Raw genomic sequence first — 12,640 nt, forward strand, 5'->3', positions numbered from 1 at the left:
ACGCTTAAAGATCCGGGGCGCGCAGGTATACTGCGCGCCACTGTGGCCCGCTTGCCGGGCCCGCTTCATCTTTTGCGCACCTCGGAGCACCCCATGACTTCCCCGATCCAACCCGCCGTTGAAGCGGTCGACCTCGTCGATTCGGTCGATGCCGACGGCGTTGAAAAAGCCGAAATCCCGGCGTTCAAGTTCCCTTTCAATCCGGGTGAACTGGCCGGGGCCAAGCAGGCCGCCCAGCCCTGGTACAAAGGTGGCGCGAAGAATGGCCATACCAAAACGCCAGGCATGGCGCCGCCGGGTACGCGTCGTTCGATGGGTAAACGTTGAGAGTAATGCGCATATTCGCCGTATAGGCAGTTGCCTACAGCTCGCGTCGATATTTCTTATTGTAGGTCCGCGACCGTTTCTTGAAAGCTTGCGCAGCATCGCCTTGCCCTGATCATTTGTATCGGGACATGGCGACGCAGCTCTCTCCGGAAAAGGACGTTTCCCGTGGCTTTGATACATCTCTGTGTGGCGCTTGCCCTCCTGTTATCGGTGGAGGCCGTGGCCGCCGCCGAGCCGCCGCGACGCGAAATCCGCTTCGCTGTCGCGGCGCATTTTCCCCCCTTTCAAAGCCGTAATCCGCAAGGGCAATTGGTGGGGCTCAATATCGAATTGGGTAACGCCCTGTGCGTGCAGCTCAATGTGCATTGCACCTGGGTCGACCAGATCGTCATGGAAAACTTCCCCGCCCTCGATGCCCGGCAATTTGACGCGATCATGGGGATGGCACCGACCTTGAGTCGACAACAGAGAGTCAATTTCAGCGATGACCTCTACCCGATCACCACCTGGCTGGTGGCCCGCAGAAACTCTGGCCTGAGCCCGCACAAGCGGTTACTCAAGGGCAAGCGGGTCGGGGTGTTGGTCAGGAGCAATCGCGAAGCCTTTGCCCGGTCGCAGTGGGCGCCGGCTGGCGTGATCATCGAGAGCTACTGGCTCAACGACCAACTGGTGCGCGGCCTGGTTGCGGGCGAGATCGATGCGACGCTGCAGGGGGCGGTGGAAATCCGAGAGGCCTTGCTCGACACGCCTGAAGGCATGGATTTCGATTTCATGGGCCCGCCGGTATCGTCTGACCTGTTGGGCAACAGTGTCGCGATTGCACTGCGCAAAACCGATACCGTGTTGCGTACCGAACTCAACCATGCCCTTGAGCAACTCAAGCAGAACGGCGAGTACCAGCGCATCCTCCAGCCCTACCGCCTCGACACCGCGCCCGTGAACCCGTCGAGCCTCAAGCCGCCCGCAACGGGATAAACGCGTAATTGGCCGGCACTTCGGTAGCAATCTGCGCGCCGGCATCCAGCAGTTGTTCGGCAATCTCCATCCCGGAGACGTGAAACACCCACTCGTTGGCCGTAATCGGCTGGTCAGTTGCCAACGCAATGGCTTGGGCAAACGCATTCATATCCGGCAAATACGCCGTGAACCCGTCGCCCTTGAGTGCGGTGGTACGAATCCCCAGCAAGGCACACACGGCCTCCTTGGTTTGCACATCGTCACGGTCGGCCTGGCGTGAACGGCGGATCAGTTCAGCCAGTTCAGCATCCATCAATTCCCCGCCCACGATCAACGCCGGCCCCTGTTCCCAGGATTCCGGCGGGCAATCCTTGGCGCTCGGGTTCAGCGGGATGTGCGGATTGATCTCCATCGGATAGATCCGGCACACCAGCGGACGTCGTTCGTAGATGCCGCAGCGATTGTCTTCGTCAAGATTCCGACAGCGCCCGGCGTTGTAGGCCGCAAAGGTGATCGCCACGAATGCCTGGGTATTGCCGCTGGGCACCACCACTGAACGGCGTTCGGCATGTTCACGCTGCTGCTGGGGCAAACCCAGGCCGCTGGCGAGAAAACCTTCTACCAGAACAATGACATTGCCACCGTCCGCCGCCCACTGCCGGGCTTCGTCGAGGGTCAGGGGTACGTGGTGATCGGAGCAGCATTTGCCACAACCTACGCAGGAAAAGTGAGTGTTCATGGCGGATCTGTCACCAGGCAAAGTCAGAGGGCAAGCATGGGCGGTGACGGGTTTTTACCTCTATCCACCGCTTGGGCTCTCTGGAAGCAAGTTGTGCGCCAGTGACGTCAGTCCTCAACCACGTCGCGCAGGACGAACCGCATGCCTGCGCTTTCATACAGCTGCCGCGCGCGCAGATTGCTCTCCAGCACCTTGAGATCCACATAGGGTTCGCCACGCTGCTTGAAAACGTGGAAGGCATGCAGCAGCAACGCTCGGCCAAGCCCCTGGCCCTGGGCGCAGGGGTGTATCGAGAGGTTCTTGATAAAGGCACTGGTCCAGCATTGCGCCACGCCGAGAATGCCCTCGGCGTTACTGGCTACCAGGCACAACGAGGGGTCGAACTCGGCATCGGCAACGAATTGCCGGCGCCATTGCTCAAGGCCCGCGACACGGCCACCGCCCTGATCCTGGGTCATGCGCAATACCGCGTGAATCGCCGGGGCCAGTTCATCGCGATAGTGATCCAGCTGGGTAGCGGCCGGCCACTGCGGTGCCGGCAGGCTGCCGGTCAGTTCGCGTCGCAGCAGCTGGAAATACTCAGCCAAGGCTCACAAACCCTTTTGCGCCACGGTTTGCGCAGCCACCACCAGGCACTTGGTCAGCTCGGGGGAGGAAAACTTGGTCAGCACCGCATCGGCGCCGGCCAGGCGGGCTTTTTCACTGTTCATCGCGCTGTCCAGGGAGGTGTGCAACAGCACGTAGAGCTGCTGGAAGTCCGGGGTTTCGCGCAGCGTGCGGGTGAGGGCATAACCGTCCATCTCGGACATTTCGATGTCCGATACCACCACATTGATTTGCTCGCCCGTGCCTTGCAGCTCCAGCAGCACATCAATGGCCTCCTTGGCGCTGCGCGCGGTGTGACAGGTCAGCCCGAGGTTGCGCAGCGTATGCACCGATTGCTGCAGCGCCACTTGGCTGTCGTCCACCACCAGGATGCGTGCATGGCCGAGGACTTCGGCTTCTTCCATGGTCAGGTCGGTCGGTGCGGCTTCTATCGGCGCCGGGGCGATGCCATGGATGACTTTTTCGATATCCAGCACCTGCACCAGGCCGCCTTCCACCTGGGTCACCCCGGTGATGAATGCGCGATTGCCGCCGGAGCCATAGGGCGGTGGGCGGATATCGGTGGTCAGGCAATGCACGATCTTGCTCACCGCCTGCACATGCAAGCCCTGCTTGGAACGGCTGACATCGGTGACGATCAGGCAGCCACCGTTCGGGTCCTGCAACGGCATCTCGCCCAAGGCGCGGCTCAAGTCGATCACCGCCAACGAGTTACCGCGCAACGTGGCGATGCCTTTGACGTGAGGGTGCGACTCCGGCAGCTTGGTCAGCGGAGGGCAGGGGATGATTTCGCTGACTTTCAGCAGGTTGATCGCCATCAGCTTGCCGCTGCGCAAGGTAAAGAGCAGAAGCGAAAGTGAGTCTGCGCGGGCTTTGGTGGTGGACATAAAAACCTTCTGTGGATCAGGGGTGGCGATCTATGGAAGGTTATCGACCCTCTCACGAAAAACTAAAGGTGTGACCTGTGGCGAGGGAGCTTGCTCCCGCTGGGCTGCGAAGCGGCCCCAAAAAGCCTGGGAGCGCTACGCACTCCAGCGCGAGCAAGCTCGCTCGCCACAACAAGCGGGTTCCAACAGGGCGGGGTGTCAGCCTTTCCACACCTGTGGGTTCACCAGGTCCTGCGGGCGTTGGCCGAGCAGGGCGCTGCGCAGGTTGTCGAGCGCGCGGTTGGCCATGGCTTCGCGGGTTTCATGGGTGGCCGAACCGATATGCGGCAGCGTCACCGCATTGCTCAACTGGAACAGGGGCGACTCGGCCAGCGGTTCCTTTTCATACACATCCAGCCCGGCGCCACGAATGCGCTGGGTTTGCAAGGCCTGGATCAGCGCGGGCTCGTCCACTACCGGGCCACGGGAGATGTTGATCAGGATCGCACTGGACTTCATCAGCGCCAGCTCCCGGCTGCTGATCAGGTGACGGGTCTTGTCGCTTAGCGGCACCACCAGGCAAACGAAATCCGCCTCGGCCAGCAGCTGGTCCAGGCTGCGAAACTGTGCGCCCAGCTCTTGTTCCAGCGCGCTCTTGCGGCTGTTGCCGCTGTACAGGATCGGCATATTGAAGCCCAGGCGCCCACGCCGGGCCACGGCCGCGCCGATATTGCCCATGCCGACGATGCCCAGGGTCTTGCCGTGTACATCGCAGCCAAACAACGGGGCGCCAACGCTGGCTTTCCATTGGCCGGCCTTGGTCCAGGCGTCCAGTTCGGCCACGCGGCGTGCGCTGCTCATCAACAGGGCGAAGGCCAGGTCGGCGGTGCTTTCGGTGAGCACGTCGGGGGTATTGGTGAGCATGATCCCGCGCTCATTGAAGTAGGCGACATCGTAGTTGTCGTAGCCCACCGACACACTGGACACCACCTCCAGCTGGCGCGCGCCTTCAAGCTGTTCGCGGCCCAGCTTGCGGCCCACGCCGATCAGACCGTGGGCGTGGGGCAGGGCTTCGTTGAATTGGGCGTTGATGTCCCCCTGCTTGGGGTTGGGCGCAATCACCTCGAAATCCTGTTGCAGGCGTTCGATCATTTGCGGGGTGACACGGCTGAAGGCAAGGACAGTCTTTTTCATGGCAGGCGGGCTCATCGACTACGGAAGAATGCCAAGCAACCTAACATATTGTCAGGACCCCGTTGAACCCATGTGGGAGGGCAAGCTCCCTCCAACAAGGTTCTTTATTGTCTGCCAGGAATCAGTTGGCCAAACGCGCACCGCTCAGGGTGCCGCTCAACTCGTATGCCACCAATTCCGCTTGATGAGCCGCGAGAATCTCCGGCAGCGAACCGCGCAAGTATTCCACCCAGGTCTTGATCTTCGCATCCAGGTATTGGCGCGACGGGTAGATGGCGTACAGGTTCAGCTCCTGGGAACGGTAGTTGGGCATTACCCGCACCAGCGTGCCGTTACGCAAACCTTCTATCGCGGCATACACCGGCAGCAGGCCGACGCCCATGCCGCTGGTGATCGCGGTTTTCATCGCGTCGGCCGAGTTGACCAAAAACGGCGAGCTGTTCACCGCAACGCTTTCCTGGCCTTCGGGCCCGTTGAAGGTCCATTTATCCAGCTGGATCACCGGGCTGACCAGGCGCAGGCAGGCGTGATTGAGCAAATCCTGGGGCCTTTGTGCGCAACCCTTGGCCTTGACGTATTCCGGCGAGGCGCAGGCGATGCTGTAGGTGATGCCCAGGCGTTGCGAGACGAAACCGGAATCCGGCAGTTCGCTGGCCAGCACGATGGACACGTCATAGCCCTCATCGAGCAGGTCCGGCACGCGGTTGGCGAGCGTCAGGTCGAAGGTCACGTCGGGATGGGTGCGGCGGTAGCGGGCAATCGCGTCGATCACGAAGTGCTGGCCGATACCGGTCATGGTGTGCACTTTCAATTGCCCGGCGGGACGCGCATGGGCGTCGCTGGCTTCCGCCTCGGCTTCCTCGACGTAGGCGAGGATCTGCTCGCAGCGCAGCAAATAGCGCTTACCGGCCTCGGTCAGCGCGATGCGGCGAGTGGTGCGGTTGAGCAAGCGGGTTTGCAGGTGGGCCTCAAGGTTTGAGACCGCGCGCGAGACGTTGGCGGTGGTAGTGTCCAGCTGCGCGGCGGCGGCGGTGAAGCTGCCGGCCTCTGCAACGCAACTGAACGCGCGCATGTTTTGCAAAGTGTCCATGGGGTGTTCTCAAGGGAGATGGCAAATTGTGACAGAAAGTTGCGCCGTCCAGTGATCCCTACCAACGGATTATCGCCTTAACGGTAACAAAGATTCACAGGAATGACAGCTTATCGGCGCCCATTGCGGGCCCTAGAATTGCGCCACCTCTCCCCGTAACACCCTCTCAGGAATTCGTCAGCGTGCCGCGTCGCATCAGCAGAGAGCTGAAGACTCTCAGTGTTTGGGCCTTTACGCTCGCCATCAGCGGCTGTATCGGAACCGCAGGAATCGGCCCCCAGGGCCAATCCTTGATTGCCAACGAGCTGGCCACGGACGAAGCGATCCAGAACGCCGCCAGCGACGCCCACTGGCCCACCGCCCGATGGTGGCAGGCCTACGGCGATCCGCAACTGAACCGCTGGGTCGAACTTGCCACGCAAAACAGTCCGAGTATGGCCATGGCCGCCGCACGGGTGCGTGAAGCGCGCGCCATGGCCGGGTTGGCGGAGTCTGCCGAGTCCCTGCAGATCGACAGCGACACCACCCTCAAACGCCACAACTGGCCGAAGGATCAGTTCTACGGCCCCGGCGAATTGAGCGGTGCGAACACCTGGGATAACAATTCATCCCTGGGCTTGAGTTACGCACTCGACCTGTGGGGCCGCGAAAGTAACGCCACCGAGCGTGCCGTCGACCTGGCCCATATGAGCGCAGCCCAAGCGCGCCAGGCCCAGCTCGAGCTGCAGAACAACGTGGTGCGGGCCTACATCCAGTTGTCGTTGCATTACGCCGATCGCGACATTGTCGCGGCCACCTTGGCCCAGCAACAGCAGATGCTGGATCTGGCCAACAAGCGCCTGGACGCCGGGATCGGCACGCACTTCGACGTCAGCCAGGCACAGACCCCGCTGCCTGAAACCCACCGTCAGTTGGACGCGCTCGATGAGGAAATCGCCCTGAGCCGCAACCAGCTGGCGGCGCTGGCCGGCAAAGGTCCGGGGGAGGGCGCCCGGTTGCGGCGCCCCAGCCTGTCGCTGGCCGCTGCGTTGAAACTACCTTCGAATTTGCCTGCGCAATTGCTCGGCCAGCGACCGGATGTGGTCGCCAGTCGCTGGCAGGTGGCGGCGCAGGCGCGTGGCATCGATGTCGCCCATGCAGGTTTCTACCCCAACGTCGATCTGGTCGGCAGCCTCGGTTTCATGGCCACCGGTGGCGGCATGCTGGAGTTCCTTGCGGGCAGCAAATTCAATTACAACGTCGGCCCGGCCATTACCCTGCCGATCTTCGACGGTGGGCGTCTGCGTGCGCAACTGGGGCAAGCCAGCGCCGGTTACGACATCGCCGTGGCGCATTACAACCAAACCCTGGTCAATGCGCTCAAGGGCATCAGTGACCAACTGATCCGTCGCGAGTCCATGAACAAACAGGCGGCGTTTGCCGCGCAATCGGTGGCGTCGGCGCAGAAAACCTACGACATCGCGATCATCGCCTATCAACGCGGCCTCACCGACTACCTCAATGTGCTGAATGCCCAGACCCTGCTGTTTCGCCAGCAGCAGATAGAGCAACACGTACAGGCCGCACGCCTGAGTGCTCACGCCGAACTGGTGACTGCCTTGGGCGGTGGCCTCGGTGCCGACGACGATGTACCGCGCAACGACAAGACCCTCCCCGGCAAGCCCCCTGCGGCGCTGGCCGTGTTCGATCACTGAGTAGATGGCCATGATTCCCTTGCCTGCACCTTTGCGCTGGCTGCACGCCCTTGAGTGGCGCCGTGGTTTTTTCGACTGGGCGCGTAGCGATGGCGTGACCTGGGTGTATATCTTCAAGGTGCTGCTCGCTGCGTTCCTCACGCTGTGGCTGGCGATGCGCCTGGAACTGCCGCAGCCGCGCACCGCGATGATCACGGTGTTCATCGTGATGCAACCGCAGAGCGGTCAGGTATTCGCCAAGAGTTTTTACCGCTTTCTCGGCACCTTGGCCGGGTCGGCGGTGATGGTGTTGCTGATCGCGTTGTTTGCGCAGAACACCGAACTGTTCCTCGGCGCCCTGGCCATTTGGGTCGGCATCTGCACCGCCGGCGCCACGCGTAACCGTAACTTTCGCGCCTACGGGTTTGTACTCGCCGGCTACACGGCGGCGATGGTCGGCTTGCCGGCGCTGGCCCACCCGGACGGCGCCTTTATGGCGGCGGTGTGGCGCGTGCTGGAGATTTCCCTGGGCATTCTCTGCTCGACGCTGGTCAGCGCCGCGATACTGCCGCAGACCTCCAGCGCCGCGATGCGCAATGCGCTGTATCAACGCTTTGGGGTGTTCGCGCTGTTCGTCACCGACGGTCTGCGCGGTCGCAGTCAGCGTGAAGGCTTTGAAAGTACCAACGTGCGCTTTATCGCCGAGGCAGTGGGCTTGGAAGGTTTGCGCAGCGTCACCGTGTTCGAAGACCCACACATGCGCAGGCGCAACGGTCGTCTCAATCGCCTCAACAGCGAGTTCATGAGCATCACCACGCGCTTCAACGCCTTGCACCAGCTGCTGGCACGGCTGCGCGCCGACGAAGCCGATCATGTGGTGGCGGCGATCAAGCCCGGCCTGCAGGACCTGGCCGAAGTGCTCGACGGGTTTTCCGGCCAGGCGCTGACCAGCCCCGACGCGGCACGGTTGGTCAACTTGCTCAGTGCCTATAAGGACAGCTTGCCTGCCAAGGTGCGCAGCCTGCGCGCCGGCTTCCAGCAAAGCGCTCCCACCGAAGCCGAACAACTGGATTTTCATACCGCCTACGAGCTGCTGTACCGCTTCGTCGACGACCTGCACAACTATGCGCAAACCCATGCGTCCCTGGCCGATCACCGCCACGCGCGGGAAGACTGGGACCAGGCCTACACGCCGAAAACCAACTGGCTGGCCTGCGCCGCGGCCGGGATACGCGCCTCGTTCATCCTAGTCGTCCTCGGCAGTTATTGGGTAGCCACGGCCTGGCCCAGCGGCGCCACCATGACCTTGATCGCGGCCGCCACCGTCGGCCTGTCCGCCGCCACGCCCAATCCCAAGCGCATGGCCTTCCAGATGGCCTGCGGCACCATGATTGGTGCGCTGGTGGGCTTCGTCGAAATGTTCTTCGTGTTTCCCTTGATCGATGGCTTCGCGCTGCTGTGCGTGATGCTGGCGCCGGTGATCATTTTCGGCGCCTTTCTCGCCTCACGCCCGCAGTACGCCGGGGTCGGCGTGGGCTTGCTGATCTTCTTCAGCACCGGCTCGGTGCCGGATAACCTGACGCTCTACAACCCTTACAGCTTTATCAACGACTACATCGCCATGGTCATCGGCATGCTGGTGTGCGCGGCGGCCGGGGCAATCATCCTGCCGCCCAATAGCCGCTGGCTGTGGCGTCGCCTCGAGCAAGACCTGCGCGAGCAAGTGGTGTACGCGATCAGCGGCAAGCTCAAGGGCCTGGCGTCGAGTTTCGAAAGCCGCACCCGTGACCTGCTGCACCAGGCCTATGGCCTCGCCGCCGGCCAGCCGCAGGTGCAGCGCGCTCTGTTGCGTTGGATGTTCGTGGTGCTGGAGGTCGGCCACGCGATCATCGAATTGCGCAAGGAACAGGCGATCCTGCCGGTGCACCCGGCGTACGCCGAATCCCAGCCCTGGCGCCAGGCAATCCGCGTGATGGGGCGCTCGCTGGTGCGGCTGTTCCTGCAGCCCAGCGCCAGCAACCTGGAGCGCGGGCTGATCGCCGTCGACCATGCGATCAGCCGCGTGCAGGCCACAGACGAACCGTTCGCGCCGCACTTCGACACCTCGGCCCTGCGCCGCGTGAAAAGCTACCTGCACTTTATCCGCACCTCGTTGTTGGACCCGCAATCGCCGCTGGCGGCCCTTAAAGGACATTCGAATGCCCCGTGAAATCGCCTTCCACGGCCTCTACATGCCGAGCATGACCCTGATGTTCCTGATCGCGGCTGTGCTGGCCTGGGCCCTGGACCGTTTTCTGGCCGGGTTCGACCTGTACCGGTTTTTCTGGCACCCGGCGTTGCTGCGCCTGAGCCTGTTCGTTTGCCTGTTCGGCGCCCTGGCGCTGAGCGTCTACCGTTGAGAATGCCCCGATGAAAAAGTTTTTCAGCCTGCTCGCGACCCTGCTGGTGCTGGCGTTGGCGATCTGGATTGGCCGCACGTTGTGGGTGCATTACATGGAAACGCCGTGGACCCGCGACGGCCGTGTACGCGCCGATATCATCAACGTCGCTGCCGACGTTACTGGCGAAGTGGTGGACGTGCCGGTGCGTGATAACCAGTTGGTGAAGAAGGGAGACCTGCTGATGCAGATCGACCCCGAGCACTACCGCATCGCGGTTAAGCAGGCGCAGTCGCTGGTGGCGTCGCGCAAAGCCACCTGGGAAATGCGCAAGGTCAACGCACACCGTCGCGCCGACCTCGATGCGCTGGTGATCTCCCGGGAAAACCGCGACGACGCCAGCAACATTGCCGACTCGGCCCTGGCTGATTACCAGCACGCGCTGGCGCAACTGGAAGCGGCTGAACTCAATTTGAAACGCACCCACGTCGTGGCGGCGGTAGACGGCTATGTCACCAACCTCAACGTGCACCGCGGCGACTATGCGCGCATCGGCGAGGCGAAGATGGCCGTGGTGGATATGAACTCGTTCTGGGTTTACGGCTTCTTCGAAGAAACCAAGCTGCCCCACGTGAAGGTCGGCGACACAGCCGACCTGCAGTTAATGAGTGGCGAGACCCTCAAGGGCCACGTGGAAAGCATCTCGCGCGGCATCTACGACCGCGACAACCCCGAGAGCCGCGAGCTGATCGCCGATGTGAACCCTACGTTCAACTGGGTGAGGCTGGCCCAACGCGTGCCGGTACGGATTCACATTGATGAAGTGCCGGAAGGCGTGCTGCTGGCGGCGGGCATCACCTGCACCGTGATCGTCAACCAGGCGCAAAACTAAAATGTGGGAGGGGGCTTGCTCCCGATAGCGGTAATTCAGTCATGGATTCAGTGGCTGGCACTCCGCTATCGGGAGCAAGCCCCCTCCCACATTCTTCAATCCAGTCAGGCCTTGATAAAAGTTTCATGCAAATGGCGCCACAACAGCGCACCACTGGCCTGCTTCTCGAACACTACCGTCGCGCGGCGATCAGTCTGGGTACCGCTGTCATCAACTTGGTGCTCGCGGTAGCTCACCGTGGCGCCACGCGCATGCCGGTCGATGCCGGTCATTTCGCTCAAGGTGATTTTCAACCCTGGCCGCATGCCACCCAGGCGCGTGAACAGGGCATTTACCCCGGCTGTGTTGACCCGCGTACCCGTGGCGGGCGCGACCATGCTGAATTCGGGGGAGAAGCGCGCGAGCAGACTCTGCAGGGTACCTTCGGGCGCGACGCCGGCAAACCATTGCTCGATTTCGACGTGGGTTTGGATCACTTCTTCGAAAAAGTCGCTGTAGTCGATCATTTATAAACTCCCATTCAAACCAAAGCGTTTTTTCAACACGGTTTCCAATAATCCTTTGGGCAGCAGGGCTGCCATCAACGGCAATGCCCGGCTGCCATTACCCGCACGCAGCAGGCGTGGCGGTGTCGGCTGTTGCGCGGCTTTGAGTACTTTGGCGGCAAATTGGTCAGCCGAAGTCGGCTTGTCCTGCGAGGCCTGGGAGCGCGCACGAATGCCCTCGCGCAACGGCCACCACGGCGACTGTTCATTGATCAACAGCTCGGCCTGGGCCCCGGCATTCTTTGCAAAGCGTGTATCGATCGCACCGGGTTGAACCTCCATGACGCGCACGCCAAACGGCGCCAGCTCCATGCGCAGGGCGTCGCTCAAGGCATGTACGGCGGCTTTCGACGCGCAGTAGGCCCCGGCGAAGGGTGTGACCAGCACGCCGGAGACGCTGCCGATATTGATGACCAGCCCTCTGCCGCGCCGCAGGGCAGGAAACAGCGCCTGCGTAACGCCGACGATGGAAAACACGTTGGTCTCGAATTGGCGTTGCATCGCCTCGGTGCCGCCATCGAGCAGCGGGCCCATGGCGCCGTAGCCGGCGTTGTTAACCAGCACATCGAGCTCGCTCAGTTGTTCGGCCAGGCGCTGCAAGGCGCCAGGATCGTTGACGTCCAGCTGTACGGCGTTGAAGCCGGCGGCGGCGAGGGCGGCGACATCGTCTGTGCGCCGGGCGCTGGCCCACACCTCGAAGCCGGCGGACTTGAAGGCATCAGCCAGGGCGCGGCCTATGCCGCTGGAGCAACCGGTGATCAGTACGTTGGGCATGCATCAATCCTTTGTCAGTCCGAGAAGCTGCCTTGCAAGTGCTCGGCGCGAAATTCCAGGGTTTGTGGGCGGTAGCCGGGGCGTAACGGCGGGACGGGCAGGCAGTCTTCCCAGGTGGCGCCGGCCTGCAATTCGCCGGGGCCGCGATAGCGTGGGGCCGCGTACACGTTGTCGGCCAGGTTTACGGTGTCGCCGGGTGCGTAGGCGGCGATACGCCAGCGCAGTTCGGTCAGCGGTACATCGTTGCCGTTGTTCAGCGTCAGCTTCAATGGGCGGTCGGCAGGGCATTCCTGCGCAGCGTAGCTGACGCGCAGTTCCAGGCGGGCCAGTTGCGCGGCTTCGCGGTTGTCGAGCCACGCCACCCAGACGGCCACCAAACCCAGGCCGACGGCAGCGGCCAGCGACACCGGCAGGGCCTTGGCCGGATAGCGCAGCAGCAGGACCAGCCAGGTGATGATCAGCAACACACCAAAGAACATACACACAACCTCGCATAGGGATAAAACATCCTACTCGGGGGGCGGGCCGATTGCCTATGGTGCAGCGCTGCTTTCCCTCGTGCGCAGGTATCTGTTCCCTCTGATGCAGGAACTGCATCG

Annotated in this window: 14 protein-coding genes; 6 read left to right on the forward strand and 8 right to left on the reverse strand. The window is 62.4% G+C overall.

Translation table 11 applies throughout. The features are described 5' to 3' along the window. The first annotated feature begins 93 nt into the window (after positions 1-93). A complete protein-coding gene (locus C4J93_RS04895) occupies positions 94-327 on the forward strand; it encodes a hypothetical protein (protein WP_124369695.1) in 234 nt (77 codons plus the stop codon). 165 nt (positions 328-492) lie between these two features. Beyond that, the gene (locus tag C4J93_RS04900) at positions 493-1,302 is read left to right on the forward strand and encodes a transporter substrate-binding domain-containing protein (RefSeq protein ID WP_124365885.1); all 810 of its coding nucleotides are present in this window, start codon (positions 493-495) and stop codon (positions 1,300-1,302) included. Here C4J93_RS04900 and C4J93_RS04905 read toward each other — a convergent pair. From C4J93_RS04905 to C4J93_RS04925, 5 genes are all read right to left on the reverse strand, one after another. Next, positions 1,280-2,023 (reverse strand): YkgJ family cysteine cluster protein, encoded by a 744-nt coding sequence (locus tag C4J93_RS04905; RefSeq protein ID WP_124428722.1) that lies wholly within the window; start codon positions 2,021-2,023, stop codon positions 1,280-1,282. The two genes, C4J93_RS04900 and C4J93_RS04905, sit on opposite strands and share 23 nt — an antisense overlap. 107 nt (positions 2,024-2,130) lie before the next feature. Beyond that, a complete protein-coding gene (locus tag C4J93_RS04910) occupies positions 2,131-2,610 on the reverse strand; it encodes an N-acetyltransferase (protein WP_124428723.1) in 480 nt (159 codons plus the stop codon). A gap of 3 nt (positions 2,611-2,613) precedes the next feature. After that, complete coding sequence (locus tag C4J93_RS04915; protein WP_124361373.1) at positions 2,614-3,516, reverse strand: chemotaxis protein CheV; 903 nt, start codon at positions 3,514-3,516, stop codon at positions 2,614-2,616. 198 nt (positions 3,517-3,714) lie between these two features. Next, positions 3,715-4,689 carry a D-glycerate dehydrogenase gene (locus C4J93_RS04920; protein ID WP_124409084.1) on the reverse strand — a complete coding sequence of 325 codons (975 nt, stop codon included), beginning with the start codon at positions 4,687-4,689 and terminating at the stop codon, positions 3,715-3,717. A gap of 121 nt (positions 4,690-4,810) precedes the next feature. Then, positions 4,811-5,779, reverse strand: coding sequence for a LysR family transcriptional regulator (locus C4J93_RS04925; protein WP_124361375.1), 969 nt, complete (start codon positions 5,777-5,779; stop codon positions 4,811-4,813). A 182-nt stretch (positions 5,780-5,961) separates the two neighbouring features. On the opposite strand from C4J93_RS04925, the gene C4J93_RS04930 reads away from it, so the two are divergent. The 4 genes from C4J93_RS04930 to C4J93_RS04945 are packed head-to-tail and all read left to right on the forward strand — an operon-like array spanning position 5,962 to position 10,722. Then, on the forward strand, positions 5,962-7,473 hold the full coding sequence (locus C4J93_RS04930) for an efflux transporter outer membrane subunit (protein WP_124428724.1): 1,512 nt from the start codon (positions 5,962-5,964) through the stop codon (positions 7,471-7,473). Between the two features lie 10 nt (positions 7,474-7,483). Then, positions 7,484-9,661, forward strand: coding sequence for an FUSC family protein (locus C4J93_RS04935; RefSeq protein ID WP_124428725.1), 2,178 nt, complete (start codon positions 7,484-7,486; stop codon positions 9,659-9,661). Continuing rightward, on the forward strand, positions 9,651-9,851 hold the full coding sequence (locus C4J93_RS04940) for a DUF1656 domain-containing protein (protein ID WP_124361378.1): 201 nt from the start codon (positions 9,651-9,653) through the stop codon (positions 9,849-9,851). Before C4J93_RS04935 ends, C4J93_RS04940 begins: the two co-directional genes overlap by 11 nt. A 10-nt stretch (positions 9,852-9,861) precedes the next feature. After that, on the forward strand, positions 9,862-10,722 hold the full coding sequence (locus C4J93_RS04945; protein WP_124428726.1) for an HlyD family secretion protein: 861 nt from the start codon (positions 9,862-9,864) through the stop codon (positions 10,720-10,722). Positions 10,723-10,826: 104 nt separating this feature from the next. Here C4J93_RS04945 and C4J93_RS04950 read toward each other — a convergent pair whose 3' ends face one another. From C4J93_RS04950 to C4J93_RS04960, 3 genes are read right to left on the reverse strand one after another with little or no spacing between them, the layout of a single operon-like run. Continuing rightward, on the reverse strand, positions 10,827-11,228 hold the full coding sequence (locus tag C4J93_RS04950; RefSeq protein WP_124428727.1) for a DUF4440 domain-containing protein: 402 nt from the start codon (positions 11,226-11,228) through the stop codon (positions 10,827-10,829). Further along, positions 11,229-12,041 (reverse strand): SDR family oxidoreductase, encoded by an 813-nt coding sequence (locus tag C4J93_RS04955; RefSeq protein WP_124428728.1) that lies wholly within the window; start codon positions 12,039-12,041, stop codon positions 11,229-11,231. Between the two features lie 14 nt (positions 12,042-12,055). Next, positions 12,056-12,520, reverse strand: coding sequence for a multidrug transporter (locus tag C4J93_RS04960; RefSeq protein WP_124428729.1), 465 nt, complete (start codon positions 12,518-12,520; stop codon positions 12,056-12,058). Between the last annotated feature and the right edge of the window lie 120 nt (positions 12,521-12,640).

The organism is Pseudomonas sp. R2-37-08W (assembly GCF_003851705.1).
Taxonomy (GTDB): Bacteria; Pseudomonadota; Gammaproteobacteria; order Pseudomonadales; family Pseudomonadaceae; genus Aquipseudomonas.

What these genes read in the sequence shown, in the direction of transcription:
- C4J93_RS04905 (WP_124428722.1), bottom strand. Translation starts at nt 2,023, where the DNA reads ATGAACACTCACTTTTCCTGCGTAGGTTGTGGCAAATGCTGCTCCGAT.
- C4J93_RS04950 (WP_124428727.1), bottom strand. Translation starts at nt 11,228, where the DNA reads ATGATCGACTACAGCGACTTTTTCGAAGAAGTGATCCAAACCCACGTC.
- C4J93_RS04925 (WP_124361375.1), bottom strand. Translation starts at nt 5,779, where the DNA reads ATGGACACTTTGCAAAACATGCGCGCGTTCAGTTGCGTTGCAGAGGCC.
- C4J93_RS04935 (WP_124428725.1), top strand. Translation starts at nt 7,484, where the DNA reads ATGATTCCCTTGCCTGCACCTTTGCGCTGGCTGCACGCCCTTGAGTGG.
- C4J93_RS04945 (WP_124428726.1), top strand. Translation starts at nt 9,862, where the DNA reads ATGAAAAAGTTTTTCAGCCTGCTCGCGACCCTGCTGGTGCTGGCGTTG.
- C4J93_RS04920 (WP_124409084.1), bottom strand. Translation starts at nt 4,689, where the DNA reads ATGAAAAAGACTGTCCTTGCCTTCAGCCGTGTCACCCCGCAAATGATC.
- C4J93_RS04915 (WP_124361373.1), bottom strand. Translation starts at nt 3,516, where the DNA reads ATGTCCACCACCAAAGCCCGCGCAGACTCACTTTCGCTTCTGCTCTTT.
- C4J93_RS04960 (WP_124428729.1), bottom strand. Translation starts at nt 12,520, where the DNA reads ATGTTCTTTGGTGTGTTGCTGATCATCACCTGGCTGGTCCTGCTGCTG.
- C4J93_RS04955 (WP_124428728.1), bottom strand. Translation starts at nt 12,041, where the DNA reads ATGCCCAACGTACTGATCACCGGTTGCTCCAGCGGCATAGGCCGCGCC.
- C4J93_RS04940 (WP_124361378.1), top strand. Translation starts at nt 9,651, where the DNA reads ATGCCCCGTGAAATCGCCTTCCACGGCCTCTACATGCCGAGCATGACC.
- C4J93_RS04895 (WP_124369695.1), top strand. Translation starts at nt 94, where the DNA reads ATGACTTCCCCGATCCAACCCGCCGTTGAAGCGGTCGACCTCGTCGAT.